This window comes from Pseudarthrobacter sp. 05T312 (assembly GCF_056396685.1).
The window spans coordinates 1-26,702 of record NZ_JBFTLY010000017.1 but is presented as its reverse complement, the minus strand read 5'-3'; the positions used below and the strand labels follow the sequence as shown (position 1 = coordinate 26,702).

General features: G+C 67.1%; 27 protein-coding genes. 21 read left to right on the top strand and 6 right to left on the bottom strand.

Going from position 1 to position 26,702, the window contains the following annotated elements; genetic code table 11:
• Window positions 1-54: 54 nt before the first annotated feature.
• Window positions 55-918 (bottom strand): transporter substrate-binding domain-containing protein, encoded by an 864-nt coding sequence (locus tag AC1DIP_RS17530; RefSeq protein WP_476208294.1) that lies wholly within the window; start codon window positions 916-918, stop codon window positions 55-57.
• Window positions 919-1,091: 173 nt separating this feature from the next.
• On the opposite strand from AC1DIP_RS17530, the gene AC1DIP_RS17525 reads away from it, so the two are divergent.
• Window positions 1,092-2,201: a substrate-binding domain-containing protein gene (locus AC1DIP_RS17525; protein WP_476208292.1), complete on the top strand. Its 1,110-nt coding sequence runs from the start codon at window positions 1,092-1,094 to the stop codon at window positions 2,199-2,201.
• Between the two features lie 25 nt (window positions 2,202-2,226).
• Here the strand turns inward: AC1DIP_RS17525 and AC1DIP_RS17520 are convergent, their stop codons facing one another.
• Window positions 2,227-3,267, bottom strand: coding sequence for a LacI family DNA-binding transcriptional regulator (locus tag AC1DIP_RS17520; protein ID WP_477734508.1), 1,041 nt, complete (start codon window positions 3,265-3,267; stop codon window positions 2,227-2,229).
• A gap of 296 nt (window positions 3,268-3,563) precedes the next feature.
• Between AC1DIP_RS17520 and AC1DIP_RS17515 the strand changes: the two genes are divergently transcribed.
• The 7 genes from AC1DIP_RS17515 to AC1DIP_RS17485 are packed head-to-tail and all read left to right on the top strand — an operon-like array spanning window position 3,564 to window position 10,802.
• Window positions 3,564-4,883 carry an extracellular solute-binding protein gene (locus AC1DIP_RS17515; protein WP_476208289.1) on the top strand — a complete coding sequence of 440 codons (1,320 nt, stop codon included), beginning with the start codon at window positions 3,564-3,566 and terminating at the stop codon, window positions 4,881-4,883.
• Between the two features lie 6 nt (window positions 4,884-4,889).
• A complete protein-coding gene (locus AC1DIP_RS17510; protein WP_476208288.1) occupies window positions 4,890-5,792 on the top strand; it encodes an ABC transporter permease subunit in 903 nt (300 codons plus the stop codon).
• Window positions 5,792-6,694 (top strand): carbohydrate ABC transporter permease, encoded by a 903-nt coding sequence (locus AC1DIP_RS17505; RefSeq protein WP_477734507.1) that lies wholly within the window; start codon window positions 5,792-5,794, stop codon window positions 6,692-6,694. Before AC1DIP_RS17510 ends, AC1DIP_RS17505 begins: the two co-directional genes overlap by 1 nt.
• Before the next feature lie 13 nt (window positions 6,695-6,707).
• The gene (locus AC1DIP_RS17500) at window positions 6,708-7,898 is read left to right on the top strand and encodes a Gfo/Idh/MocA family protein (RefSeq protein WP_477734506.1); all 1,191 of its coding nucleotides are present in this window, start codon (window positions 6,708-6,710) and stop codon (window positions 7,896-7,898) included.
• Between the two features lie 53 nt (window positions 7,899-7,951).
• Window positions 7,952-8,956: a sugar phosphate isomerase/epimerase family protein gene (locus AC1DIP_RS17495; RefSeq protein WP_477734505.1), complete on the top strand. Its 1,005-nt coding sequence runs from the start codon at window positions 7,952-7,954 to the stop codon at window positions 8,954-8,956.
• A 47-nt stretch (window positions 8,957-9,003) separates the two neighbouring features.
• The gene (locus tag AC1DIP_RS17490) at window positions 9,004-9,702 is read left to right on the top strand and encodes a ThuA domain-containing protein (protein WP_477734504.1); all 699 of its coding nucleotides are present in this window, start codon (window positions 9,004-9,006) and stop codon (window positions 9,700-9,702) included.
• A complete protein-coding gene (locus AC1DIP_RS17485) occupies window positions 9,687-10,802 on the top strand; it encodes a Gfo/Idh/MocA family protein (protein WP_477734503.1) in 1,116 nt (371 codons plus the stop codon). The genes AC1DIP_RS17490 and AC1DIP_RS17485 overlap by 16 nt, the downstream gene beginning before the upstream one ends.
• Before the next feature lie 37 nt (window positions 10,803-10,839).
• Here the strand turns inward: AC1DIP_RS17485 and AC1DIP_RS17480 are convergent, their stop codons facing one another.
• Complete coding sequence (locus AC1DIP_RS17480) at window positions 10,840-11,991, bottom strand: GGDEF domain-containing protein (protein ID WP_477734545.1); 1,152 nt, start codon at window positions 11,989-11,991, stop codon at window positions 10,840-10,842.
• A gap of 217 nt (window positions 11,992-12,208) precedes the next feature.
• Between AC1DIP_RS17480 and AC1DIP_RS17475 the strand changes: the two genes are divergently transcribed.
• The gene (locus AC1DIP_RS17475; RefSeq protein WP_477734502.1) at window positions 12,209-13,570 is read left to right on the top strand and encodes a hemolysin family protein; all 1,362 of its coding nucleotides are present in this window, start codon (window positions 12,209-12,211) and stop codon (window positions 13,568-13,570) included.
• Complete coding sequence (locus AC1DIP_RS17470) at window positions 13,563-14,603, top strand: hemolysin family protein (protein ID WP_477734501.1); 1,041 nt, start codon at window positions 13,563-13,565, stop codon at window positions 14,601-14,603. The genes AC1DIP_RS17475 and AC1DIP_RS17470 overlap by 8 nt, the downstream gene beginning before the upstream one ends.
• 35 nt (window positions 14,604-14,638) lie before the next feature.
• Here the strand turns inward: AC1DIP_RS17470 and AC1DIP_RS17465 are convergent, their stop codons facing one another.
• Both AC1DIP_RS17465 and AC1DIP_RS17460 read right to left on the bottom strand, forming a co-directional pair.
• Window positions 14,639-15,019: an MFS transporter gene (locus AC1DIP_RS17465; RefSeq protein WP_477734500.1), complete on the bottom strand. Its 381-nt coding sequence runs from the start codon at window positions 15,017-15,019 to the stop codon at window positions 14,639-14,641.
• A 6-nt stretch (window positions 15,020-15,025) separates the two neighbouring features.
• Complete coding sequence (locus AC1DIP_RS17460) at window positions 15,026-15,904, bottom strand: MFS transporter (protein WP_477734499.1); 879 nt, start codon at window positions 15,902-15,904, stop codon at window positions 15,026-15,028.
• An 89-nt stretch (window positions 15,905-15,993) separates the two neighbouring features.
• Between AC1DIP_RS17460 and AC1DIP_RS17455 the strand changes: the two genes are divergently transcribed.
• The 8 genes from AC1DIP_RS17455 to AC1DIP_RS17420 all read left to right on the top strand — a co-directional run bounded on the left by AC1DIP_RS17455 (window position 15,994) and on the right by AC1DIP_RS17420 (window position 24,196).
• The gene (locus AC1DIP_RS17455; RefSeq protein ID WP_477734498.1) at window positions 15,994-16,533 is read left to right on the top strand and encodes a CGNR zinc finger domain-containing protein; all 540 of its coding nucleotides are present in this window, start codon (window positions 15,994-15,996) and stop codon (window positions 16,531-16,533) included.
• Window positions 16,534-16,783: 250 nt separating this feature from the next.
• Window positions 16,784-17,944, top strand: a complete 1,161-nt coding sequence (rsgA, locus tag AC1DIP_RS17450) for a ribosome small subunit-dependent GTPase A (RefSeq protein ID WP_477734497.1) — start codon at window positions 16,784-16,786, stop codon at window positions 17,942-17,944.
• A gap of 44 nt (window positions 17,945-17,988) precedes the next feature.
• A complete protein-coding gene (locus AC1DIP_RS17445; protein ID WP_477734496.1) occupies window positions 17,989-18,705 on the top strand; it encodes an alpha/beta fold hydrolase in 717 nt (238 codons plus the stop codon).
• 43 nt (window positions 18,706-18,748) lie between these two features.
• Window positions 18,749-19,852 carry an agmatine deiminase family protein gene (locus tag AC1DIP_RS17440; protein WP_477734495.1) on the top strand — a complete coding sequence of 368 codons (1,104 nt, stop codon included), beginning with the start codon at window positions 18,749-18,751 and terminating at the stop codon, window positions 19,850-19,852.
• Window positions 19,849-21,615, top strand: a complete 1,767-nt coding sequence (locus AC1DIP_RS17435) for an amidase (RefSeq protein ID WP_477734494.1) — start codon at window positions 19,849-19,851, stop codon at window positions 21,613-21,615. Before AC1DIP_RS17440 ends, AC1DIP_RS17435 begins: the two co-directional genes overlap by 4 nt.
• A gap of 32 nt (window positions 21,616-21,647) precedes the next feature.
• Complete coding sequence (locus tag AC1DIP_RS17430) at window positions 21,648-22,481, top strand: pentapeptide repeat-containing protein (protein ID WP_477734493.1); 834 nt, start codon at window positions 21,648-21,650, stop codon at window positions 22,479-22,481.
• A gap of 100 nt (window positions 22,482-22,581) precedes the next feature.
• Window positions 22,582-23,832, top strand: coding sequence for a D-arabinono-1,4-lactone oxidase (locus AC1DIP_RS17425; RefSeq protein ID WP_477734544.1), 1,251 nt, complete (start codon window positions 22,582-22,584; stop codon window positions 23,830-23,832).
• A 22-nt stretch (window positions 23,833-23,854) separates the two neighbouring features.
• On the top strand, window positions 23,855-24,196 hold the full coding sequence (locus AC1DIP_RS17420) for a hypothetical protein (protein WP_477734492.1): 342 nt from the start codon (window positions 23,855-23,857) through the stop codon (window positions 24,194-24,196).
• Between the two features lie 14 nt (window positions 24,197-24,210).
• On the opposite strand, the gene AC1DIP_RS17415 is transcribed toward AC1DIP_RS17420, so the two are convergent.
• Window positions 24,211-24,741, bottom strand: coding sequence for a MarR family transcriptional regulator (locus AC1DIP_RS17415; RefSeq protein ID WP_476208265.1), 531 nt, complete (start codon window positions 24,739-24,741; stop codon window positions 24,211-24,213).
• Between the two features lie 273 nt (window positions 24,742-25,014).
• Here AC1DIP_RS17415 and AC1DIP_RS17410 point away from each other — a divergent pair, with 273 nt between their 5' ends.
• From AC1DIP_RS17410 to AC1DIP_RS17400, 3 genes are all read left to right on the top strand, one after another.
• Entirely contained in the window at window positions 25,015-25,914 is a 900-nt protein-coding gene (locus tag AC1DIP_RS17410) for a hypothetical protein (RefSeq protein WP_477734491.1), read from the top strand.
• Window positions 25,914-26,345, top strand: coding sequence for a phage holin family protein (locus tag AC1DIP_RS17405; RefSeq protein ID WP_477734490.1), 432 nt, complete (start codon window positions 25,914-25,916; stop codon window positions 26,343-26,345). The genes AC1DIP_RS17410 and AC1DIP_RS17405 overlap by 1 nt, the downstream gene beginning before the upstream one ends.
• On the top strand, window positions 26,342-26,702 hold a 361-nt coding region (locus AC1DIP_RS17400), incomplete at its 3' end, for a DUF3618 domain-containing protein (RefSeq protein ID WP_477734489.1). The genes AC1DIP_RS17405 and AC1DIP_RS17400, both read left to right, overlap by 4 nt.

Genomic DNA, 26,702 nt, shown 5'->3' with positions numbered 1-26,702 from the left:
AGCGGCCAGCGGGGCCCGCCCCGGCCGTGGAGCCGGAGGGCTTGCGCGCGCGGGCTACTTGCTGGGTGCCGGTGAGGTGGAGTCGGCCTGTTCGGCCTTGGGCAGGTACTGCTTGGGCATCGGGGAGCCCGGGAACCATTTCTGGTAGAGCTTCTTCCAGGTGCCGTCTTCCATGGCGGCGGCCAAGCCCTTGTTCAGGGCTTCCTTGAAGGCGGTCTTGCCCTTGGCGACGGCGAACCCGGCCGGAGCGTCGAAGGACGGGATGTCCGCGGCGCTGACCAGGCCGTGCTGGTCCTCGTAGGCCTTCGCTGCCTCGTAATCCAGGAAGTGGGCGTCCACGCTGCCGCTGTTCACGGCCGCGATGGCGGTGTTGTTGTCCGGGAAGCGGACCAGGCTGGCCGAGGTGAAGTTCTTGACGGCGTACGCTTCCTGCAGGGTTCCCTGGACCACGCCCAGGCGCTTGCCGGCCAGGCCCTCAGCGCTTGTGATGCCCGACGTCTTGGTGGTGATCACCGTCAGGTAACCGGCCAGGTAGCCGTCCGAGAAGTCCACGGTTTCCTTCCGCTTGTCCGTGATGCCGATCGCGGCCACACCGGCGTCGAACTGCCCGTTGGCCACTGCGGCCAGGAGGCCGGAGAAGTCCTGTCCGGTGAAGACCACGTTGTCCACACCGGCCCGGTGGGCCACATCCTTGAACAGTTCGACGTCGAAGCCGGTGAAATTACCGGACGCGTCGGCGAAGGTGTACGGCTTGGAGTCGCCCAGGCTGGCCACGCGGATGGTGCCCGGCTGGATCAGGCCGTAGGGGTTGTTCTCAGTGGTGGAAGCGGCGGAGGTGGAGCTGCAGCCGGAGAGCGCCAGGACCGCAGCCAGTGCTGCGGCGGCGATTCCAGCCGGGCGGAGGTTCTTTTTCTTCACAGCGTTGTCCAATCGTTGGGAGGGAGGCGGTGCTGTCAGGGCCGCCGAAGAAAGTCGCCGATGCTCTTGTTGAGTCCGGTCTCACACCGTAGGGTTGAGACCGGACTCACATCGATGGATAGAAATGTAGCGGAAGTCACAGGGGGCGTCAACAGCCTCTTCGAAAGGTGAAGATGAGCGCTGAAGGAGCACGGCGGCGGGACGTCACCGTTGCAGACGTCGCAAAGGCAGCCCAGGTCTCCAAGGCCCAGGCAGCCCGCGCGTTGGGCAATTACGGCGCCGTCAGCGACGACGTCCGTGAGCGCGTCCAGGCCGCGGCGGAGGCCCTTTCCTACCGGCCCAATGAGCTTGCGCGCAGCATGAACACGGGCAAATCGCACACCATCGGCGTGGTGGTGGGTGACATCGAAAACCCCCACTTCGGACTGGCAACCCGGGGCATCACGGACACGGCAAAGAAGGCCGGCTACAACGTCATCCTGGTCAATACGGACGAGGACCGCGAGGCGGAAGTGGACGCCGTGCGGGTGCTGCTGGACAAGCGCGTGGACGGGCTGATCGTCGCTCCTGCGTCCTCGGTGGACACCGGACACCTCCAGGAGGTGCACCGGTCAGGCCGGCCCATGGTCTTCATCGACCGCACTGCCGGGGACATGCCGGTTGAGACCATGGCCGTGGACATGGCACGGATTTCGCGCGAGGCTACGCGGTACCTGCTGGATGCGGGCCACCGCCGGATCGCCTTCATTTCCACGTTGAGGACTAATGCCCCGTACACCCCGGAGGTGACACTGGAGTCCTCACAGATTGCCGACCGTATCGAAGGCATGCGGGAGGCCTTCATGGAGTCCGGGGTGGCTTTTCCGGAGGACCTGGTCCGGCTGAACGCGGGCGATGAAGACTCCATCCGCAGCATTACCCGGGAAGTGCTCAGGGGGCTGGACCGAGCCACGGCCGTGGTGGCGTCCGACGGCCTCATCGCCCTCAGCGTTGTGGAAGCGATCCAGGAACTGGGCCTGTCCATTCCAGCGGATGTTTCATTCCTGATGTACGACGACTTTGCGTGGACCAGGCTGACCACCCCGCCCCTCACGGTCATCGCCCAGCCCGTCTACAACATGGGAGTGGCGGCAGCGAAGGCGCTGATCCGGCAAATGGAGGGGCTCCCGCCCGCCGCTCCCGCACAGTTCACGGCAACCCTGGTGCGGCGTGGGTCAGTGGGGCCGCGCCCGGCCACCACCGGGAAACCTGGCCGAGAACAGCTGGCGGGAAAGCCCGCCTGACGCCCCGGGCGCCCCGCCCCTGCACTCAGGTGGCGGGAGCGGCCGTGGATTCGCGGACAATCACATGCGTGGCAAGTTCCACGCGGTGGGAATCCAGGACCTCGCCGCGCGCCTGGCGCAGGAGTGACCTGAGGGCAGCCCGCCCCATCTCCTCGAGGGGCTGCGCCACCGACGTGAGCGCCGGCACGGATTCCTCGCCCTGGATTGTGCCGTCGAAACCGACGAGGCTGATGTCCCCGGGAACCTTCAAGCCGCAATGCGCCGCCTCGCTGAGCACGCCCAAGGCGATGCTGTCGCTTCCGGCAAAGATGGCCGTGGGGCGCTTCTCGAGGCCAAGCAGCGCCTTCATCCCGGACACCCCGCTGTCCCGGCGGAACCTGCCGCCGGAAATGATGTACTGCGGATCCACGGAGAGGCCATGGGCTGCGAGGGCAGCCATGTAGCCGTGGAGCCGCGCCTGGTTGCACTCGGCCCGCTCAATACCGCCGATGTAGGCAATGCGCCGGTGGCCCAGTTCCAGCAGGTGTTCGGTGGCGGCCTTGCCGCCGGCCCAGTTGGTGGCGCCGACGCTGACCACGTCCGCGGGAGGCGGGTTGAGCGGATCGATCACCACCACAGGGATCCGGCGACGCCGGAAAGCATGCATCTGCGCCTCGCTGAATGCCGAGGTCACCACGATCATTCCGGCCCTGCCTTCGTCGACCATCCGCTGCGCGCGGCGCTCCGCGGTCTGCACCGTAGGGGTCGACGGCCCGGTGACGCTTACCAGGACCTCGACATCCTCGGCAGCGGCGAACTGCAGGATCCCGTCCAGGACCTCGGTGGTGTAAGCCGAGGTCAGGACGTCCACCACCACCTCGATCACGGTGCTGGTCCTCGTCACGGAACGGCGCTGCACGGGTGATTGATACCCCGCCTGCTCCAAGGCGGCCAGGATACGGGCCCGGGTCTCCGGCGCAACATCTTCGCGGCCGTTGACCACCTTGGACACTGTGGGGGTGGAAACCCCCGCCTGCAAGGCAACAGCTGCCAGGGTTGTCTTTGCCGGCCGTGCAGTCTTCGCCACTGGCTCATCCACCCTTTCGAAACATTTCGCTTACGGCCATCTTGCCCGGGTTTCATCAGGGCGTCAACTGATGACCGACAGGGAAAGGTTCAGCCTATAACGGCCAACCCTTGACTGTGACCCGGCTCACGGCTAGATTGGCACCACCGCTCGCAAAGTTTCGAAAACTTTCGAAAGTCGCGCGGTACGACCACTGACCGAATTGACGCGGGCCATCCGCCTCGGAGCCGGGGCAAACGCCTGCTTCACACGTTACCGGGACCCAGCGTTGAGCCCGGAGGATGAACGGAAGCGAAATGAAGATTCGAAAGTTGCGCTCGGCAGCGTTGGCAATTTCCGCAGCAGGACTGGCAGTCAGCCTCGCTGCCTGCGGTTCGTCAGGTCCTGCCGGCTCAAACGTCAGCAGCGATTCGGCCACCATGTGGGGACTCACCGGCGGCAACCAGCCGGTGCTCCAGAAGTCGGTGGATGACTGGAACCAGGCCAACCCGGACAAGTCCATCAAGCTGGATTTCTTCGCCAACGACGCCTACAAGACCAAAGTCCGCACCGCCGTCGGCGCCGGCGAAGGCCCCACCTTCATCTATGGCTGGGGCGGCGGAGTCCTGAAGTCGTACGTCGACGCCAGCCAGGTTGACGACCTGTCCACCTTCATCAAGGACAACCCGCAGGTCAAGGACCGCTACCTTCCCTCAGTGCTGAAGAACGGTGAAGTGAACGGCAAGACCTACGCACTGCCGAACAACAACGTCCAGCCGGTTGTCCTCTACTTCAACAAAGACGTCTTCGACAAGGTGGGAGCCCAGCCCCCGAAGACCTGGGATGAGCTGATGGCCCTGGTGCCGAAGTTCAAGGCGGCCGGTGTTGCCCCGTTCTCGCTGGGCGGCCAGTCCAAGTGGCCGGACCTGATGTGGCTTGAGTACCTGGTGGAGCGCATTGGCGGCCCCGAAGTCTTCGCCAACATCGCAGCCAACAAGCCCGGAGCCTGGTCCGACCCCGCCGTCAAAGAGGCGCTGACCAAGATCCAGGACCTGGCTGACGCCGGCGGGTTCATCAACGGCTTCTCATCCGTTGCGGCGGACAGCAACGCAGACCAGGCCCTGATGTACACCGGCAAGGCCGCCATGATCCTGCAGGGCGGCTGGATCTACCAGGGCATGAAGAAGGACGCCGCCGACTTCGTCAAGAGTGGAAAGCTGGGGTACACCACCTTCCCCACCGTTTCGGGCGGCAAGGGTGACCCGACGAACGTCGTGGGCAACCCCTCCAACTTCTGGTCCATCTCCGCCAAGGCGACCGATGCCCAGAAGAAGGCGGCCCTGGACTACGTCAAGGACGGCATGTTCACCGATGCCAACACAGATGCCTTGATCAGCTCCGGCGCCGTCCCGGTAGTCAAGGGAATCGAAGACAAACTGGCCGCCTCACCCGACAAGGACTTCCTGACCTTCGTCTACGGCCTGGCCAAGAACGCCCCCAGCTTCACCCTCTCCTGGGACCAGGCCCTCAGCCCCGCGCAGGGTGACGCCATGCTGTCCAACCTGGACCAGATCTTCCTCAAGAAGATCAGCCCTGACCAGTTCATCAGCACCATGAACGCCACGATCGGAAAGTAAGGGACCATGACGGCTCTTGGTTCCGCCAACCGGGGGGTCCGCGACGCGGGCCCCTCGGGGTGGCTCGCAGTCCCGGCCCTGGTCTTCTTCCTGGCGTTCGCTGTCGTCCCGCTGATCGGCGTCGTCTTCCTCAGCTTCACCAGCTGGAACGGTTTGGGCGAGATCAAGCTGGACGGCCTGTCCAGCTGGACCACGGTCCTCACGGATCCGGTCACCGGCAACGCCCTGGTGGTCACCGCGAAGATCATGTTCTTCTCGTTCATCGTCCAGGCGCCCATCAGCCTGCTGCTGGGCGTGTTCACGGCCGGCGGCCAGAAGTACCGCGCCGCCCTCGCCGTGCTCTATTTCCTGCCGTTGCTGCTTTCGTCCGCCGCCGTTGCCATCGCCTTCAAGGCCCTGCTCGATCCCAACTTCGGCCTGGGCCCCGGATTCAACCTGCCCATCCTTGCCCAGGACTGGCTTGGCAACTCGGATTTGGTCCTGTTCGTGGTGGTCTTCGTGATTGCGTGGCAGTTCGTTCCCTTCCACACGCTGATTTACCAGGGCGGCGTCCGCCAGATCCCCACGTCGCTGTACGAGGCCGCCGAAATCGACGGCGCGGGACGCTTCCGCCAGTTCTGGAACATCACCCTGCCCCAGCTTAAGTACACGATCATCACGTCCTCCACCCTGATGGTGGTGGGCAGCCTCGCCTACTTCGACCTCATCTTCGTGCTCACCGGGGGCGGTCCCGGCTACAGCACGCGGCTGCTGCCGCTGCACATGTACCTGACGGGTTTCAAGGCCAACGACATGGGCGCCGCGAGCGCCCTGGGAGTCATTCTCGTCGTCATCGGACTGGGCCTGGCGCTCATCCTCCAGCGGTTGGGCGGCAAAAACCGCAACGCAAGCCAATTGGAAGGTGCCTGATGGCCTCCACAACACAACTTCCCGTCCCACCGGCCCCGACGGGCAGCATCACCGCAGCACCGGTTACCCGCACCAAGGGACCCGGGCGGCTCCGGCCAAACCTCCTTGGCGGCCTGGGCGGCTGGCTTTGGCTGGCCATCATCATCGTCCCCATCTATTACGTGGTGATCACCAGCTTCAAGAACCAGGCTGGCTTCTTCACCTCCAACCCCATGCTCCCGGCAACGGACCCCACCCTGGATAATTACAAGCTGGTCCTGGAGAACAATTTCGTCAGGTACTTCACCAACAGCCTGATCGTCACCCTGGGCACGGTCCTGCCTGCCCTGCTGGTGTCCTTCATGGCCGCGTATGCAATAGTCCGCGGCAAGGGCCGGTTCCTGAGCCTGACGAACAACCTGTTCCTCCTTGGCCTTGCCATCCCCCTGCACGCCACCATCATCCCCATCTACTGGATGATCACCCGGGCGCACATGTATGACACCTTGCTGGCCCTGATCCTTCCGTCCGTGGCATTTGCCATCCCGGTCAGCGTCCTCATCCTGTCCAACTTCATGCGCGATGTCCCAAATGAGCTTTTCGAATCGATGCGCCTGGACGGCTGTTCCGACTGGGCCATGATGTGGCGCCTCGCTCTCCCCATGACCAAGCCGGCGGTCATCACCGTCGGCATCTACAACGCCCTTCACGTCTGGAACGGTTTCCTCTTCCCGCTGATCCTGACGCAGAGCCCGGCAACCAGGGTCCTGCCGCTGTCCCTGTGGACCTTCCAGGGTGAGTTCAGCGTGAACATCCCCGCCATTCTCGCCTCCGTCGTCCTGGCGACCCTCCCCCTGCTAGTGGTGTATGTCGTCGCCCGCCGTCAACTGTTGAGCGGCCTGACGGCCGGCTTCAGCAAGTAGAAAGGACTCCTCCATGACCACCACGCAACCCCTGCGGGTCGGCATGGTGGGCTATGCCTTCATGGGTGCAGCCCACTCCCACGCCTGGCGCACCGCGCCGCGGTTTTTCGACCTGCCCCTGCAGCCCCGGCTGGCCGCGGTGGCGGGCAGGAATGCCGACGGCGTCCGCGCCGCAGCGGACAAGCTCGGCTGGGAATCGGTTGAGACGGACTGGCGCCGCCTGATCGAGCGCGACGACATCGACCTCATCGATATCTGCACTCCCGGCAACACCCACGCCGAAATTGCCATCGCCGCCCTTGAAGCCGGAAAGCACGTGCTGTGCGAGAAGCCGTTGGCCAACTCCGTGGAGGAAGCCGAACGGATGACGCTCGCCGCGGAGACCGCCGCCAAGAACGGCGTCCTCTCCATGTGCGGCTTCAGCTACCGCCGCACGCCGGCCCTGGCGTTGGCCAAGCGATTCGTGGACCAGGGACGGCTCGGCGAAATCCGCCATGTCAGGGCCCAGTACCTGCAGGACTGGCTCACCGACGCCGACGCCCCCATGACGTGGCGGCTGGACAAGGCGAAGTCAGGCTCCGGCTCCCTGGGTGACATCGGAGCACACAGCATCGACGCCGCGCAGTGGGTAACGGGCCTGAACATCAGCGGGGTCTCGGCCCTGCTGGAGACCTTCGTGCCGGAACGCCCGCTGGCCGGCGACCTGGTGGGACTCGGCGGGCACGGCGACCTCAGCAGCGACGCCCCGCGCGGGAAGGTCACCGTGGATGATGCGGCGATCTTCAGCGCAAGGTTCGACGGCGGCACCTCAGCAGGTGCCGTGGGCGTCTTTGAAGCCACGCGCTACGCCCTGGGCAGGAAAAACGCCATGCGGCTGGAGGTCAACGGCACCAGAGGTTCCCTTGCCTTCGACTTCGAGGACATGAACGCCCTCTCCTTCTACGACGCCGCCGAATCCCCCGACGCCGGCTTCCGGAAGATCTTCGTCACCGAGCCCGAGCACCCCTACGCCGGAAACTGGTGGCCCACCGGCCATGGCCTGGGGTATGAACACGGCTTCACCCACCAGGTGGTGGACCTGGTCACGGCCATCGGCGAAGGCCGCCAGCCCGAGCCGTCCTTCGCGGACGCCCTGCAGGTGCAGCGGGTCCTGGCGGCCGTGGAGTCCAGCGCCGCAAATTCCAGCCAGTGGCAAAAGGTCTAGGCAGCGGTTCGGCCCATGGAACAACCAGCTTCAAACGATTCAAGGAAACACACATGACACGACCAATCACGCTGTTCACCGGCCAGTGGGCTGACCTGCCCTTCGAGGAAGTGGCGCGGCTCGCGGGCGAGTGGGGCTTTGACGGGCTGGAGATCGCCTGCTGGGGCGACCACCTGGATCCGCGCCGGGCGGCCGAAGACGACAACTACCTCCAGGGCCGGCTGGACATCCTCGAGAAGAACAACCTGCAGGTATTCGCCATCGCCAACCACCTGACCGGCCAGGCCGTGTGTGACGATCCCATCGATGAGCGCCACCAGGGCATCCTGTCCGCCGAAGTCTGGGGTGACGGCCAGCCCGAAGGAGTCCGCCGCCGGGCAGCGGAAGCCATGAAGGACACCGCCCGCGCTGCTGCCCGCCTCGGCGCCAAGACCGTCACCGGGTTCACCGGCTCCTCCATCTGGAAGGCGGTGGCCATGTTCCCGCCCGCCTCCCAGGACATGATCGACGCCGGATACCAGGACTTCGCGGACCGCTGGAACCCCATCCTCGATGTGTTCGACGAGGAGGGCGTCCGGTTCGCCCTGGAAGTCCACCCCTCAGAAATTGCCTACGACTACTGGACCGCCAAGCGAACCCTCGAGGCGATCGGCCACCGGGAGAACTTCGGCCTGAACTTCGATCCATCGCACTTCATCTGGCAGGACCTTGACCCCGTGATGTTCCTGCAGGACTTCGCGGGCAGGATTTTCCACGTCCACGTCAAAGAGTCCGTCCGCCAACTCGATGGCCGCAACGGACGCCTGGGCTCGCACCTTGCCTGGGCTGACCCCCGGCGCGGCTGGGACTTCGTCACCGCGGGGCACGGGGACGTCCAGTGGAACAGGATCTTCCGGACCCTGAACGCCATCGGCTACGAAGGCCCCACGAGCATCGAATGGGAGGACGCCGGCATGGACCGGCTCATCGGCGCCCCCCAGGCGCTGGCCATGGTCCAGGACCTGGCCCGGATTGCCCCGCCGGCAGCGGCCTTCGACGCCGCCTTCGCCAGCCACTGACCCACGCCCTGCCGGCAAAAGCCGGCAGCCAGACAAAGGAAACTTCAATGACAGAACGCAAGAATGCGCTGGTCGTCCGCGGCGGCTGGGACGGCCACCAGCCGTACGAGGCCACGGAGCTCTTCATTCCCTACCTCAAAGACAACGGCTACGACGTCCGCGTGGAGGAATCCCCCAAGGTCTACGCCGACGCCGAATACATGGCAGGAGTGGACCTGATCATGCAGTGCATGACCATGAGCACCATCGAAAAAGACGAGTTCGCCGGGCTGCGGGCGGCCGTGGAGAACGGCACAGGCCTGGCCGGCTGGCACGGCGGGATCGCCGATTCCTACCGGAACACCTCCGACTACCTGCACCTGATCGGCGGCCAGTTCGCCTGCCACCCCGGCAAGCACCCGGACGAGTGCACCGGCGAGCAGTCGGACAACTACGTGCCCTATACCGTCAACATGCTGCCGGCCGCCGCGGACCACCCCATCACCAGGGGCATCAAGGACTTTGACCTGGTCACCGAACAGTACTGGGTCCTCTCTGACGACTATGTGGACGTCCTGGCCACCACCACCCAGAAAGTCCGCGAGTGGGACCCCTGGAACCGCGAAGTGACATCCCCCGCCATCTGGACCCGCCAATGGGGCAAGGGCCGGATTTTCGTATCCACCCCAGGGCACCGCGTGGAAATCCTCCAGGCCCAGAACGTTCGCACCATCATCGAAAGGGGCCTGCTGTGGGCAAGCCGTTGAACGTCGGAATCGTTGGCTGCGGCGCCATCATCGCGCAGTACCTCGCCAACTTCCGCCGGCTGGACCAGGTCCAGCTGGTGGCCGTTGCGGACCTGGACCCGGCACGTGCCCAGGCAGTTGCGGATGATTACGACGGCGTCCGCGCCCTGTCCGTGGAGGACCTGCTCACCGCACCGGACGTGGACCTGGTCCTGAACCTCACCATCCCGGCCGCCCACGCGGACGTTGCCCTGAAGGCGATCGCGGCAGGGAAGAGCGTCTACGGCGAGAAGCCACTGGCTGCCACCACGGAAGAAGCCCGCCGGGTGCTGGACGCGGCGCGGGAGGCGGGCGTCGTCGTCGGCTGTGCGCCTGACACCGTGCTGGGCACGGGGATCCAGACCGCCCGCAAGGCCATCGATGACGGCCTGATCGGTGCCCCCATCTCGGCGTCTGCCACCATGGCCACCCCGGGCCATGAACGCTGGCATCCCAACCCGGACTTCTACTACCAGCCCGGCGGCGGCCCCCTCCTGGACATGGGTCCTTACTATGTCACGGCACTGGTAACGCTGCTGGGCCCCGTGGTGTCGGTGATGGGCGCCGCCAGCCACACCCGGAACGAGCGGACCATCGGATCCGGACCCCGGCAGGGCGAAAAAGTCCCCGTGACCATCGACTCCCACGTCACCGGCGTCCTGGTCCACGCCTCCGGGGCGCTGTCCACGCTCTTCATGAGTTTTGACGCCGTGAAGTCCAAATCGCCCAATATCGAGATCCACGGTGAGCGCGGCTCCCTGGTGGTACCGGACCCCAACCATTTCGACGGGGACGTCCAGCTGTTTTCGCTCGGCGCCGAGGACTGGGAAACCCTTCCGGTGTCCGCCGGCTATGTTGATTCCGGCCGCGGGTTCGGCATCGCGGACCTGGCCGCCACGCCGGAGGGCAGGGAACCCCGTGCCGGCGGCGCCCTGGCCTACCACGCCCTGGAGGTCATGGAATCCGTGCTGGAGTCCGCGCACAAGGGCACTTCGGTGGCCATCCAGAGCACCGTCGACCGCCCTGACCGCGTGGATCTGACGGTCCTGGCTGAGCGGGCGGAAGCACTCCAGCCCAAGTAGGCGGGGTGTCCGGAACCGTGCCGCAGACGCAGCCCGCCTAGAGCAGCTCGTCGCTGCGGGCGGCGCGGTTCCGGCCCAGGGACTTGGCCCTGTATAACGCGGCATCCGCGGAGGCCACGAGGTCATCAACGTCGGAGGTCCCGCCGTCGTACGTGGAAATACCGTAACTGGCGGTGGGCATCTCCATCCCGTTCAGTGTCTTGGCGCCGGCCAGCCGCCTGCTGATCTCTTCCGCAATGGTTTCCGCGCGTTCGGCGCTTGCCCCTGGAACCAGGATGACGAACTCTTCCCCGCCATACCTGCCGATCAGGTCGGTGGAGCGGACCGTGGCACCGCAGGCGCCGGCGAAGGCCTGCAGCGCCAGGTCCCCGGCGGCATGGCCATGGGTATCGTTGACTGCCTTGAAGTGGTCGAGGTCGGCAAGGATGAGGGCCCCGGAGCCGCCCGTGATGCTCCGGTCTGCCAACTGCTCCGCCGCAAGGTCCATGAAGGCCTTCCGGTTCAACAGCCCGGTGAGGTCGTCCCGGGAAGCCACCACCCGCAGCGCGCGCGTCTGCTGCTCGCTGCTCAACGCCGCCATACTGAACGACACCACCACCAGCAGCACCATGGTGACCATGGTGGTGACTGCTGATCCGAAGACGGTGATGAAAACGGGACCGTTCGGGCCTTCCACCAGGAACGCCAGCCAGCGGAAGAAGTAGAAAACGGACAAGCCGCCTGCGGCCACGGCCATGGGGATGCGCACCCGCGAGTAGCCGGGTTCAAGCCGCCACAGCTCCCGCGAAGCCATTCCGATGGTCAGGCTCATCGCGGCGAGGAACACCGGGCCGCCGGACCAGGTATTGGTTGCAGGATGGTCCAGCAGGGAGGCAACCAGGGTCACCAGGGGGATACCGGTGAAGGCCCATTTAGGCGGGCGCACCGTCCGCAGCGAACGCGCTCCGGCCCACACCGCGACCCCGCCGTGGACCAGCAGGGTGTTTCCCACCGGGTTGGCCCACACCTGGTGGGACGTGCCGTCCAGGAGGAAGCAACCTGATCCGGACAGGAAGAACAGCAGGGCTCCGCACCACCAGGCACTGTACGGCGAGCGCGTCACCCGGTACGCGGAAAAATAGAACAGGACCACCAGCACCAGGGCCATCAGGCCGAAAGCGATGCGCAGGGTTGCCGTATCCAGAACCATGTGCCAGAAGTCCCCCCAAACGCGGCGAATGCTGCTCACGACAGTATTGCATTCCACCCTGACATCGCAGAAGCTCCAGCACACCCCCGAAAGGCCGCCGGGAACTTCCCGGATTGCACCGGAGTTGGACTGGACATGGACGACCCTCCTTCACACATGCCCTGGCCCCTCTGCCACCTGACCGGAACACCGGCCACACCAGGAGAGGGGCGCCCGAATGTATGAATGGATCATGCTGGGCATCGGCCTGGTCCTGACCGTCGGCACCGGCTTTTTCGTCGCCTCGGAGTTCGCGCTGGTGAACCTTGACCGGCATGACCTTGAAGCCCGCCAGGCCCGCGGCGAGAAGCGGCTCGGCCCCACCATCAAAGCCCTTCGCATCACCTCCACCCACCTCTCCGGCGCCCAGCTGGGCATCACCCTGACCACCCACCTGACGGGCTACACCTTTGAGCCTGCCATCAGCAGGATGCTCAGCGGCCCCCTGCAGTCCGCGGGGCTGGCCGAAGCCCTGGTGCCCGCCGTCGGCTCCGTCGCCGGCATCTTCCTGGCTACGGTCTTTTCGATGGTGGTGGGCGAGCTTGTCCCCAAGAACTTCGCCCTGGCGCTGCCCCTGGCCACCGCCAAGGTGGTGGTCCCGTTCCAGGCCCTTTTCACCGCGGTCTTCAAGCCGGTCATCCTGCTGTTCAACAACACGGCCAACAGCATCATCCGCAGCTTCGGCATCGAACCGAAGGAGGAACTCTCCGGTGCCCGCAGCGCGGAGGAGCTAAGCTCCCTGGTGCGCCGCTCCGCCGTCGAGGGCGTACTGGACCTGGACCACGCCACGCTCCTGCACCGCACCCTCCGCTTCTCCGAGTACAGCGCGGCGGACGTGATGACCCCGCGCGTTAGGATGGCGGCCGTTGCCGCCGCGGATACCGCGGAGGACATCGTGGCCCTTGCCACCGCCACCGGCTACTCCAGGTTTCCCGTGATCGGGCGCGACCGGGACGACGTCCTGGGCGTCCTGCACGTCAAGCAGGCCTTCGCCGTGGCCCCTGGCCGGCGTGCGGACACCACCGCAACGGACCTCATGACCGAACCGCTCAGGGTCCCGGAATCCATGGGGGTTGACACCCTCCTGGGGCTGCTGCGGCACCAGGGACTCCAAGTGGCCATTGTCTCCGACGAGCACGGCGGCACCGCCGGGATCGTCACCCTGGAGGACCTGGTGGAGGAAATCGTAGGTGAGCTGGAGGACGAACACGACCGGGCACGTGCCGGGGTGGTCCGCACGGGCCGTTCCATCACGTTCGACGCCGCCCTGCGGCCGGACGAGCTCCTGGACCGCACCGGCATCGAAGTCCCCGACGGCGAGGAGTACGACACCGTGGCCGGATTCGTCACGGACCGGCTGGACCGCCTGCCGGAGCTGGGCGACGAGGTAGCGGTCGATGGCGGCACCCTCCGCGTGGAGCGCGTGTCAGGCATGCATGTGGAGCGGCTGCGTTTCACTCCCGGAGCGTCCGGCGAACCGCCGCGGAGCCCGCACGACCGGATCATCGACAACCTGACCCAGGAGCTGACCCATGAGTGAGTACCTTCCCGGTATCATCTGGCTGGTGGTGCTCCTTTTGGTGAACGGCTTCTTCGTGGGGGCGGAGTTCGCCGTCATTTCGGCCCGCCGCTCCCAGATCGAACCCCGCGCCGAGGCCGGCAGCAAAGCGGCCAAGACCACGCTGTGGGCCATGGAGCACGCAACGCTCATGCTGGCCACGAGCCAGCTGGGCATCACCGTCTGTTCACTGGTCATCCTGAACGTGTCCGAACCTGCCATCCACCACCTGCTGGAAATCCCGCTGGGCCTGACCGCATTGTCCTACGAGGCAATCAGCATCATCGCGTTCGTGGTGGCGCTGCTGCTGGTGACGTTCCTGCACGTGGTGGTGGGCGAAATGGTGCCCAAGAACATCTCCTTCTCGGTGCCCACCCAGGCGGCCCTCCTGCTGGCCCCGCCCCTGGTGTTCGTGGCCCGGGTGTTCAAGCCGGTGATCTGGACGTTGAACGGGATCGCCAACTCGATCCTTCGCCTTTTCCGGGTGGAACCCAAGGACGAGGCCACCAGCGCGTACACGCTGGACGAGGTGGCCACCATCGTGGAGCAGTCCACCCGGGACGGCATGCTTAAGGACACCACCGGCGCCCTGACCAATGCCTTCGAATTCACGGCCAAGACGGTGGCCGACGTCCAGGTGCCCATGGCGGACATGGTGCTGCTGCCGGAGACCGCCACCCCGGCCGATATCCAGCAGGCCGTCGCGGCACACGGCTACTCCCGCTACATCCTGGCCAATAGGGCCGGTGAGCCCGACGGGTACCTGCACCTCAAGGACGTCATGGACCTTACGTCGGCGGAAAAGTTCCACCGTCCGGTTCCGGCCAAGCGGGTCCGGCGCCTTGCCTCGGCATTTGCGGGGGCGGACCTTGAGGACGCTTTGGCGGCGATGCGGCGGACGGGCGCCCACGTGGCCAGGGTGTTCGACGCCGACGGCGGGACCACCGGGGTGCTCTTCCTGGAGGACATCATCGAGGAGTTGGTGGGTGAGGTACAGGACGCCACCAGCGCCTGAAGTCCCCGCCAACCGGTCGACATTTCTCCTTGGTCTCAGCGGCGCAGTTCCCGGAGCCGGAGCAGGGCAACGGCCGCTCCCGCCACCAGGAGAGCGGCGGCGGCGCTGATTCCCGAGTAACCGGCTACGCCCATGACCGGTCCTGCGGCGGCGCTGCCCAGTGCCGCAGCCAAGGACATGGCGGCGTCCGAGAAACCCTGGGCGGGGATCCGCTGGGAAGGCGCCAAGGCAGCGACCAGCAGGGTGGAGCCGGCCACGGTGGTGGCGGACCAGCCCAGCCCCAGCAGGACCAGGCCGGTGGTCACGGCCGCCGGATACTCCGGCGCCAGTCCCGTGAGTGCCACCGCGGCCAGGAGGGTTGCCAGCCCCGCCAGCACCATCCGCGCCGGTCCCATCCTGTCCGTCAGCCACCCCATCAGCGGCTACAGGGCGTACATCCCGGCGATATGAAGGGAAATGGTCAGGCCGATCAGCGCGATGGTATCCGGGTGGCCTGCTGCCGCCCCGGCCTGGTGCTGCATGTGCAGCGGGGTCATCGACATCACCGCCACCATCACGGCGTGCGCGGCCACCACCGCCACCACTGCCCCGCGGGTGGTGCGGTTCTCCCGCACGATCCGCCATCCGGCCTGGAGGCCGCCCCGTCGCCGGACACTGTCGCCGGTATCAGGACCATCCATGGCCCGGCGGGTCAGCAGCGGATCGGGCCGCAGGAAGAGCCATACGATCGAGGCGCCGATGACCATCCCGGCTGCCGAGATGAGGAAGGGCCCGGCGGCGGCCGGAATGCCCAGCCAGCCGGCCAGTACCGCGCCGGGACCCACCATGTTGGGTCCGGCGACTGCACCGATGGTGATGGCCCACACCACCAGTGAGAGGTCCCGCCCGCGGTGTGCGGGTTCGGCCAGGTCCGTGACCGCGAAGCGGGCCTGGAGGTTTACTGCGGAGGCCACGCCCACCAGGAAGGCTCCGGCGAGCAGCAGGAGGAAGTAGCCCGTGGTCACCGCGCCCACCATCAGCGCGGTTCCGGCGATCGCAGCCGCCAGTCCGGAAGCGAGGGCAAATCGCCTGCCGCGGGAGAGGGCCAGCTGCGCCAGCGGAATGGCGGTCACTGCCGTTCCCAGCGTCAGGAACGTGTTGACGGACCCCGCCCAGGCTTCCGAGCCGGACAAATCCACGGCCAGGATGGACCCGAGGGCCAGCGTGGAGCCGTTGCCCAGGCCGGAAAAGATCTGGGCGGACACCAGCGTCCTGCGCATGCGGGACTGCAGGGACCGGGCGGTATCGGCGGTGGCGGTCAAGGATCTTGCTCCTCGGTCAGGGAAAGGTGGCATGGGGCGGGTCCCGTCGGGGCAGCCCGTCGCCATGCCCAGTGTGGTGTCATGGGTTTATGCAGTTCAACCATGACAACATGTCCGGGGTCCGGGTGGCTGAGGCACTGGTCAACATGCTCGACGGCGGGGCCTGGAACGCAGGCGCCCTGGCCGACCTCCTGGCCGGCCACCTGTTCCACGACCCGGAGGTGGGCGCGCCCGAGGAAGCGCTCCTGCGGGACTGGACATCGCACCTGCGCACTGTCTTTGACTCGGACAGCGAGGAGGACCGCTGCGCAACGGTGAACGCATTGCTGGAACAAGGGGTCAAGCGGGTCTTCCTGACCGCCCACGATGGCCTTGGCCCGCACCTCCACTTTGCTGAAACCAGCGACAGCCTGGTGGAACGCGTGCGTGCCCTCACGGCGGGTGGCCTGGCCATCTTCATTACCGAGGCTGCGGGTGGGAGGCTGGGCACCTGTGCCAGGGACGGCTGCCCGAAGGTTTTCGCGGACACCAGCCGGGGCGGCCGGAGGGCCTATTGCTCGGCACGCTGCGGCAACGCGGACGCCGTGATGCGCTACCGGGAGCGCGGGCGCCCGGGCGGCAGTCGTTAGCAGCCGGCCCCCAACCCTGGCCTCCGACGGCGGGGGGCGCTAAAGTGGGACCCGTTCCCGACCTGCCGTTCCCGGCAGCAAGACTGGGACCCCGTAGGGGATTGGAGGTGGTTTCGATGACTTCAGTTGCCGCGCGCCCAGAGCGCCACGCACCCACCACATCAGCCACCCCTCCCGGTTGCACGCGCCTGGCCTGACGGCACCATTCCGCAGCAGCGTCACCGCACCGGGGAACCGCAAGGAAACCACAGTGCACCTTTCTTCAGGCGACCCCCTGGACAATCCCTTAAGCACCACCCACCCAACCGGCGGCCCCGGCGCTTACGGCTACACCCCCGCCGTCGCCCGCCACTTCGACCAGTACCCCTGCCCCGGCGCCACGGAATGCGGACGGGTGGTCCGCGCGGACCGCACCCTGCTGCTGGTCGCCGCCGGGGACGGACTGCTCCACCTGCCGTATCCGCTGTCCGGGGACCCTGCCGTCACCGGCGACTGGGTCTGGATCGGCCCCAACCGAGCCGGTGACCGGCAGATCCTCGCGGTCCTCCCCCGCCGCTCGGAGCTCAGCCGCAAACGCGCGTTTGAGGATTCCTCCGAGGAACAGGTCCTGGCCGCAAACATGGACACCGTGGGCGTCGTGGTGCCCGTCGACAGGCCACTCACGCACAACCGGCTCGAACGCACGCTCGTTGCGGCGTGGGACTCCGGCGCCACCCCGCTGGTGATCATCACCAAAGCCGACCTGGTGCAGGTGGCGGACGACGTCGTCGGGAAGGTCATCCTGCAGGCGGCGGGCGTGGAGGTGGTTACCACGTCCGCAGAAACCGGCGACGGCATCGACGAACTGATGTCCCGCATCCCCGCCCGTGGCACCATTGCGCTCCTGGGTCCGTCCGGCGCGGGCAAGTCCACCTTGATCAATGCCCTGGTGGGCCGTGAGGTCCAGCAGACCGGGGAGGTGCGGTCCGGCGACTTCAAGGGCAAGCACACCACCACGGCACGCGAACTGGTGCCGCTGGCCAACGGCACGGTGCTGATGGACACACCCGGTGTGCGGGGTTTCGCGCTGTACGACGCCGGGGAGGGCCTGGGCGGGATGTTCGGCGATGTGGAGGAACTGGCTGCCGGCTGCCGCTTCGCGGACTGCGCCCACGGCGGTGAACCAGGCTGCGCGGTGCGGGAAGCGATTGACGGCGGCGTCCTGGAGGAACGGCGCTGGAGCTCCTACCTGAAGATGCAGCGGGAACTGGCGGCGCTGGCACGCCGCTCGGACGTCGCCGCCCAGCGCGCCTATTACCGGGAGTGGCACCAGAAGGTGGTGTCCGCCGGAAAATCGCAACGCTGGGCGGAACGCGAGGCCACCGAACGCCAAGGCCGGACCGCGGGGAAGGACCGTAAGCGGAAACGGTAGGAGAGGCGGTATTCCCGTGTCCGGACCGGGAGTAGGGTGCGGTCATGGACATCATCATGGTTCCGGGTTTCTGGCTGGACGCCTCATCATGGGAGGAGGTGGCACCCGTCCTGGAAGCGGCAGGGCACCGCCCCCGCCCCCTCACCCTTCCTGGGAAGGAGACTGTTGACTCGAGCCGGGCGGGCATCAACCTGCAGGACCACATCGACGCGGTGGTGGAGGTCCTGGACAACCTGCCCGGCAAGGTGGTGCTGGTGGGCCATTCCGGTGGCGGCGCCATCATCCATGGTGCGGTGGATGCGCGGCCGGACAAGGTGGAACGGGCCATCTACGTGGACAGCGGCCCGCTCGGTGAAGGCGGTGTCATCAATGACGAGTTGACGGCCGTTGGGGATGACGTCCCCCTGCCTCCCTGGGAGGACTTTGACGACGCCGACCTGGTGGACCTCACCGACGGGCTTCGCCAGGCTTTCCGTGCCCGGGCTGTTCCGGAGCCCCGCGGCGTTGCCTACGGCAAGCAGCGGCTGCACAACCGGCGGCGCTATGACGTACCCGCCACCGTGATCGCCTGCGAGTTCCCGTCCGCCATGATCCGGGAATGGATCGCAGCGGGGCATCCGTTCACCGCGGAACTGGCCAAGGTCCGGGACGTCGAGTACATCGACCTGCCCACCGGGCACTGGCCGCAGTTCACCAAACCGGAGCAACTGGCACGGGCCATCCTGGCGGCCGTCGACCGCACCGCGATGTCCCCGGCCTGAAAAACCCTTGCGCAGGACCGGCACGGTCCCCAATAATAAATGAATGGCATTCATTTATTCGACCACCGCCGCGGACAGCGCCGCCCCCGGCGACGCCCACACCCGGCCCGCAGCCCGCATGCCCGCAGAGTGGGAGCCCCACCAGCGGACGTGGATGGCGTTCCCGCCGCCCAACGACACCTTCGGACCGGCGGGAAGCTCCACCCTCGACCGCGCGCGGGCCGCCTGGAGCAAGGTGGCCCAGGTCATCGCCCGCTATGAGCCCGTGACCGTCATCGCCGATCCGCGGGACGCCACCCCCGCACGGGAATGGCTCGGCCAGGGCATCGACGTCGTGGAGATACCACTGGACGACGCGTGGCTCCGGGACAGCGGCCCCACCTTCGTTCACGCGGCAGACGGCTCGTTGGCCGCCGTTGACTGGATCTTCAACGGCTGGGGCGCGCAGCACTGGGCAGCCTGGTCCAGGGACCAAAACGTTGCCCGGGGCGTGGCAGCCGGCATCGATGTGCCGGTCCGGCCGAGCTCCCTGGTGAATGAGGGGGGAGGATTCCACGTGGACGGTGAAGGCACCGTGCTGCTGACCGAGACGGTCCAGCTCGATCCCGGCCGCAACCCCGGCGCCACCAAGGAATCGGTCGAGGCGGAAGTCCACGCGGCCCTGGGCACCACCAAGGCCATCTGGCTTCCGCGCGGCCTCACCCGGGACTACGACGAATTCGGCACCCGCGGCCACGTGGACATCGTCGCCGCCTTTGCCGGGCCCGGCACCATCCTGCTGCACCGGCAGGACGACCCCGCCCATCCCGACCATGCGGTCTATCTTCAGCTGAAGGCCGTCCTCGGAGGCCAGCTGGATGCCCAGGGGCGGCCCCTGCGAATTATCGACGTTCCAGCCCCCACCACGCTGAAGGACGGCGACGGTTGGGTGGACTGGTCCTACATCAACCACTATGTGGCCAACAAGGTGGTGGTGCTCTGCGCCTTCGACGATCCCAACGACGCCATCGCCGCCGGCATCCTGGAACGTGCCTACCCCGGACGAACCGTGGAACTGGTGGACGCCCGGGACATTTTCGCCTTTGGCGGGGGCATCCACTGCATCACCCAACAGCAGCCGGCCCGGCAGAAAGGCGGTGCGGCGTGAAACTGGCTGAGCACAGCACCCAGCCCGCCACTTCCCGCCCGTTTGAGGTAGTGGAGGCCAGCATAAGCCGGCTCAGGGCAGCCCTTGAGGCCGGTGAGGTGAGCAGTGAGGAGCTTGTCACCCTCTACCTGGCACGCATCGAGAAGTATGACTCTTCAGGAATATGCCTGAACTCGCTCGTGGTGGTGAACCCGGAAGCCGTGGCCGAAGCACAGGCATCCGACCGCCGGCGGGCTGCCGGCTTCACGCTGGGCCCCCTGGACGGCATCCCGTACACGGCAAAAGACAGCTACAAGGTCAGGGGACTCACCGTTGCTGCGGGGTCGCCGGCCTTCAAGGACCTGGTGGCCCAGCAGGACGCCTTCACCATTGAGCGCCTCCGGGCCGGCGGCGCTGTCCTGATCGGCCTAACCAACATGCCACCCATGGCCAACGGAGGTATGCAGCGCGGAGTATATGGACGGGCGGAGAGCCCTTACAACGCCGATTTCCTCACGGCAGCCTTTGCATCCGGGTCATCCAACGGTTCCGGCACGGCCACTGCGGCCAGCTTCGCGGCGTTCGGACTGGCGGAGGAAACGTGGTCCTCAGGCCGGGCCCCGGCATCGAACAACGCCCTGTGCGCCTACACGCCGTCCCGCGGCGTCATCTCCGTCCGCGGGAACTGGCCGCTTGTTCCCACCATGGACGTGGTGGTTCCGCACACCCGCACCATGGCGGACATGCTGGAGGTCCTGGACGTGGTGGTGGCCGACGACGCCAACCCCCGCGGCGACTTCTGGCGTGTCCAGCCGTGGATCCCGGTGCCCAAGGCATCCGCTGTGCGGCCGCCGTCGTACGTTGCCCTGGGCATCCCTGACGCAACCGCCGCGGCCGGCGTACTGGCAGGAAAGCGTTTTGGTGTGCCCCGGATGTACATCAGCGCGGATCCGCAGGCCGGCACCGCCGACGCCCCGGGCATCGGCGGACCAACAGGGCAGCGGATCGACACGCGCGCGTCCATCATTGAGCTGTGGAAGGCGGCCCGCCGCGACCTGGAAGCGGCCGGCGCCGAGGTGGTGGAGGTGGATTTCCCCGTCATCTCCAACTACGAAGGAGACCGGCCCGGTGCGCCCACCATCTCCACACGCGGCCTGGTGTCACCGGAATACCTGCGCCGGGAAATCGTGGACCTCTCGGCCTGGGCCTGGAACGACTTCCTGGAGGCCAACGGCGACCCTCTGCTCAACTGCCTGGCCGATGTCGATGGCTCCGCGATCTTCCCCGCACCGGACGGTGCACTGCCGGACCGCTACGACGGCTTCGATGACGACATCGCTGACTATCCGGCGTGGATCCGGGAGCATGGCGTTCCCGACCTCGCCCATATTCCGGACCTGCCCGCAGGCCTGGCCGGACTCGAAGAGACCCGCCGGGTGGACCTGGAGGCATGGATGGACCGGCTGGGCCTGGACGCGGTCGTGTTCCCCGCCGCCGCGGATGTGGCCCCGGCGGACGCGGACACGAACCCGGCTTCGGCAGACACGGCCTGGCGCAACGGCGTCTGGGTGTCCAACGGGAACCTGGTCCCCCGGCACCTCGGCATTCCCACGGTCACGGTGCCCATGGGCCTCGCAGCGGACATCGCCATGCCGGTGGGCCTCACCATGGCCGGGAGGGCGTACGGCGACACGGAGCTCCTCCGCCTAGCTGCGGCGTTCGAAGCGACCGGCCGGCGCCGCGTCCCGCCGCCCCGGACCACACCTGCAGGAAAAGGAGCCTGACCCCAGCCAGCCGCGGTGGGTAGTCTGGACGCATGGCGTGGCCCCTTGCCGACCCGGCCGCCCTCCGGCCTGACTGCTCACAGTGCTTTGCCCTGTGCTGCACGGCCTTCGGTTTTGCCCGCTCCGCAGACTTTGCCGTCGACAAGCCGCCCGCCACGCCGTGCTCCAACCTGGCCGCAGACTTTTCCTGCACCATCCATGACAAGCTCCGGGCCCGCGGTTTTGCCGGCTGCACGGTTTTCGACTGCTTCGGCGCGGGGCAGGCCGTCAGCCGGCGGCTGTTCGACGGAATCTCCTGGCGGGAAAACCCGGAAACGGCAACGGACATGTTCGCGGCCTTCCGGATCCTGCGCCAACTCCACGAGATGCTGTGGCACCTGGCCCAGGCGGAGGCGGCGGCCTACAGCGCGGACACCGCCGGCGAGGTGCGCCATGTGGAGTCCAGCGTCCGGAAGGTCGCCGAAGGCGGGCTTGGCAAGGTCCTGGCAGCCGACGTCGAATCCCTTCACCGGCAAGTGGGCGAAGCTTTGCGCTGGGTCAGTGAGGAGGTCCGCGCCGGGTATATCGACGATGCCCGGCATCCTGCCCTCCTCGCACCAGGCGCAGACCTGGCCGGAGCGCGCCTGGCCGGGTTGGTGCTGTGCGGCGCGGATCTGCGCGGCGCCTGCCTGATCGCCGCCGACCTCCGCGGCGCAGACCTGACAGCGGTGGACCTGCTGGGTGCAGACCTGCGGGATGCAAGGCTCGACGACGCAGACCTCAGCCATGCGCTCTTCCTCACCCAGGCGCAGGCCGCCTCCGCCCGCGGCAGCGCGTCCACCCGGCTCCCCGACGGGCTGGAACAGCCCGCCCACTGGGGCCCGTAACCTGCAAACGGCCTCCCGCCCACCCAGCGGATGCGCCTTGACAGCCGGGATTGTGAGCGCTGACAGTGGGTGGAAACCGACGCCAAGCGAAAGCCACTCGATGAAGAACTGGGCAGGAAACCTCGAATACTCCTCCGCTGATGTCAGGCGGCCGGAGTCCGTTGCGGAGCTGGCAGCCATCGTGGCCGCTTCGCCACGGGTCAAGGCCCTGGGGTCCCGGCACTCGTTCAACCGCGTGGGTGACACAGACGGCGTCCACGTGCTGCTTGATGCGCTGCCGCAGCGGGTGGAGGCGGACCCCGGCCGTGGCACGGTGCGCGTCAGTGGTGGCGTCAGTTACGGAGCACTGTGCCGGACCCTTGAGAAGTCCGGCGTGGCCATCCACAACCTTGCCTCGCTGCCGCACATCTCCGTGGCAGGGGCCGTCCAGACCGGCACCCACGGCTCGGGCGTGAACAACCAGTCCCTCGCCGGCGCCGTGGAATCGATTGACCTGGTGCGGGCTTCCGGCGAGCAGGTCACCCTGACCCGGGCGGACGGGGACGAGTTCCTGGCCAGCGTGGTGGGCATCGGGGCCGCCGGCATCGTCACGGGGCTGGAACTGGCAGTCCAGCCCAGTTTCAGGATGCGCCAGCGGGTCCTCGAAGACCTGCCGTGGGAGAACGCCCTGGCCGATTTCAGCTCCATCGTTTCGGCCGCCTACAGCGTGAGCCTGTTTACGGACTACGCCGGCGGCACCGTCAACCAGGTCTGGCTCAAGGCGCTGGACGGGGAGCTGCCTCTTCCCAGCCTGTTCGGGGCCACCGCCGCCCAGCAGCCACGGCACCCCTTGCCGGACATGTCAGCGGAAAACTGCACGGCGCAGCTGGACGAACCCGGGCTGTGGCTGGACCGGCTGCCGCACTTCCGGCACGAGTTCACCCCGAGCAACGGCGATGAACTCCAGAGTGAGTTCATCCTTCCCATCGAACACGCCCCAGCCGCGCTCCAGGCCGTCCGCGCACTGGCAGGAGGCCTCGCGCCGCTGCTCTTCGTCTCGGAGATCCGCACCGGCGCCGCGGACGAGTTCTGGCTCAGCCCGTTCCACAAGCAGCAGAGCGTCGCGCTCCACTTCACCTGGAAGCCGCTGCAGCCTGAGGTGGAAGCCTTCCTTCCAGTCCTGGAGGAAGCCCTGCGCCCCTTCGGCGCGAGGCCGCACTGGGGCAAGCTGTTCACCGCGGACGGCCATGACTGGGAGGCCCTGTACCCGCGCTTCGCAGATTTCCGTGCGTTTGCCGCCGGGCATGATCCCGAAGGCAAGTTCCGGAACGGGCTGCTGGACAGCATCCTGGGTGTCCCGGCCCGGCGGTAGGGAACGCCGGTACGCTGGACGCATGACTTTCCGCGCCGCCGTCGTACCCGCCACCGCCCTGGCCGCTGCCCTCCTGCTGACGGGATGCGGCGCCGTGGGGGACGCGGCAGGGAACGCTGCCAGCGATGCCGCGTCCAAAGCCGCCTCGGCCGCCGCCCAGGAGGTCAACCGGCAAATCTGCGCCGTGGTCAAGGACGGTCTGGTCAGCGCGCGGGACCGCAAGGCGCTGGCTGGCTTGGTCTCGGCCGCCAAATCAGCAGGGGTGCCCGCAGAGATCACGACGCCGTTGGGCCAGGTTGCGGAGTCCGGAGACCAGGTGCCCGCAGACTCCCTCCGGGCACTGCAGGACGCCTGCCGGGCATGAGGCGGTAGGCCGGGTCAGTTTTGGCGCGGCTGTTCCCAGCTCCGCATGCCGGCTGCCCGGCCGGACTGGGGGCGGTGCGCCCGGTGCTCCGGCGGTGCGAACGGAACCACGCCCGGGTCCCGGCTAAGCGGGACTGCGCGGACAAACTTGGTGAGCTCCTCACGGAGTACGTTCCAGCCAATGTCCGGATCGTCGGGGTAGGCGTTAACCTCCGCTTGCCGTGCCACTTCGACGGCTGCCACACCGGCGTCCGTCAGTTCCACCTTCAGCTGGCGCCGGTCCGAGGTGCGGCGGGTCCGGGTGATGAGTCCGTTAGTTTCCAGCCGCGTGAGGACCCTGCCCAGCGTCTGGCTCTGGACCCTGATCGTGTCGGCAAGCTGCTCTTGGTTCAGTGGGCCCCCCATCAGGCCTTCCAGTGCGATGACGGCTGCACGGGTGAGGCCAAGGGGGGCCAGTGCATCGTCCTGGCGCCGCTGGATCAGGCGCGCCGCCAAAGTGATCAGGCGGTAGCTGCTCCGGGCGTCCGGATCGAGATTGCTGGTCATCGGCCGCGGCCTTCCTATTGGTGGCGAAATGCTGGTCACCCTGCGTCGCTACACTCCTACAATAAGCATGCTTACCAACATGATTGCAAGTAGGCTTATCATCCACTGCCGTCCAGCGGGGCTGCTCGGGCTTCCAGCATCCAACACCAATCCACGCCCCCTTGCGCTTCAAATGGAAAGTGTGCTTAGTATCTAATTAGTAACCATGCTTACTAAGTCGCCAGCATTGCTGGTTCTTGATCGCCAGCTAACCCTTTCTGAAAGAGAGCGAAGATGACAGAGAACCAATGGCCCCAGACCCCGCACACCGCCAGCGATCCGGCCATCGCCGATCCGTACGGCGGAATCGAGGCGGCCCCCCAGCAGGCCTCTTACCCATCCACTCCTGATGGCAGCTCCAAGAAGCAAGCTGCCAAGGAGGAAGCCTCCAACGTCGCAGGCGAAGCCGCATCTGCGGCCCAGGGGGTGGCCCAGACCGCCAAGGGTGAGGCTGCGAATGTTGCGCATGAGGCGAAGGCCAATGCGCAGGACCTGTTGAGCCAGGCGAAGTCGGGCCTGACCAGCCAGGCAGGGACGCAGCAGCAGAAGGCTGCCGAGGGCATCCGCAATATCTCCACCCAGCTGCACAGCATGGCCAGCGCCCCGGACCAGCAGGGCATGGCCGGTGACTTGGTCCGCCAGGCGGCGGAGCGCACCTCCTCGATGGCCACCTGGCTGGAAAACCGGGAACCGGGCGACCTCCTCAGCGAGGTCCAGCGCTTCGCCCGCAACAAGCCCGGAACCTTCTTGCTCCTCGCCGCCGGCGCCGGCGTCCTGGCCGGCCGCCTCACCCGTGGCCTCACCGCAGGTGCCCCCGAATCACAGGCACAGGTCCGGGCTTCAGGCCAGCAGGGCTTGGGCCAGCACCGCGCCCTGCAGTCACCGCCCGCGGCCCCGCTTCGCCAGGAGACCGTGTACGCAGCCGGAACTGATGACCTCTTCGCTGAGCCAACGATAGGCAGCGGGGCCCCGGTTTCCACCAGCACCCTACCTTCGGGAACCGCCGAAGAGACTCCGCTCCGCTTCGAGGACGACCCCTACCGGGCCGAAAACGGCGTATACGGTGGCGACGAGCCCTTCGGCACTGAAGACACGTCCGGCACCGGCCGGCACGGCCAGACGGGTGGTCTGTGATGAGTAGCCAGATACCGGAGCCGCCGCCCAGCGCGGCGCATGTGAAAGCGGACAACGCCTCGATCGGTGAGCTGCTCGGGGACGTGACCCGGGACCTGTCCACCCTGATGCGCCAGGAAGTGGAACTGGCCAAGGCTGAACTCAAACAAACCACCACCCGCGCAGGCAAGGGCGCCGGCATGCTCGCCGGCGCCGGGATCGGCGGACACTTCGTCCTGCTCTTCCTGTCCCTGGCCCTGATGTGGGCCCTGGGCGCCATCATGGCCCTGGGCTGGGCCGCGCTGATCGTCGCCGTGATCTGGGCGATCATCGCCGCGGTCCTGGCCTCGGTAGGCCGCAAGGAACTCAAGCAGATCAAGGGCCTGCCCCAAACCGGGGAAACCCTCTCAGAAATTCCCCCAACCCTAAAACCAGGTGAGGTAAACCGATGAGCGACAACCCCGACGTCATCCGCGCAGACATAGAAGCCACCCGGGCACGCCTGGGCACCAACGTGGACGCCGTGGCCGACAAAGTCACCCCGTCCAACATCGTCCACCGCCAAACCGACAAGGTCCGCGACGCCGTGACCGGGGTGAAAGAGAAAATCATGGGAGCAGCAGACCACGCCACCACCACCACCGGGACCGGGCACACCGGCAACGCCATGCACACCGCCGGCGACAACCTCCACCAGGCCACCGACACCGTCCAGGCCAAACTCTCCGACGCCGGCCAGGCCGTCTCCCACGCCCCGGACCAGGTCAAAGCCAAAACCGCCGGGAACCCCCTGGCCGCCGGGCTCATCG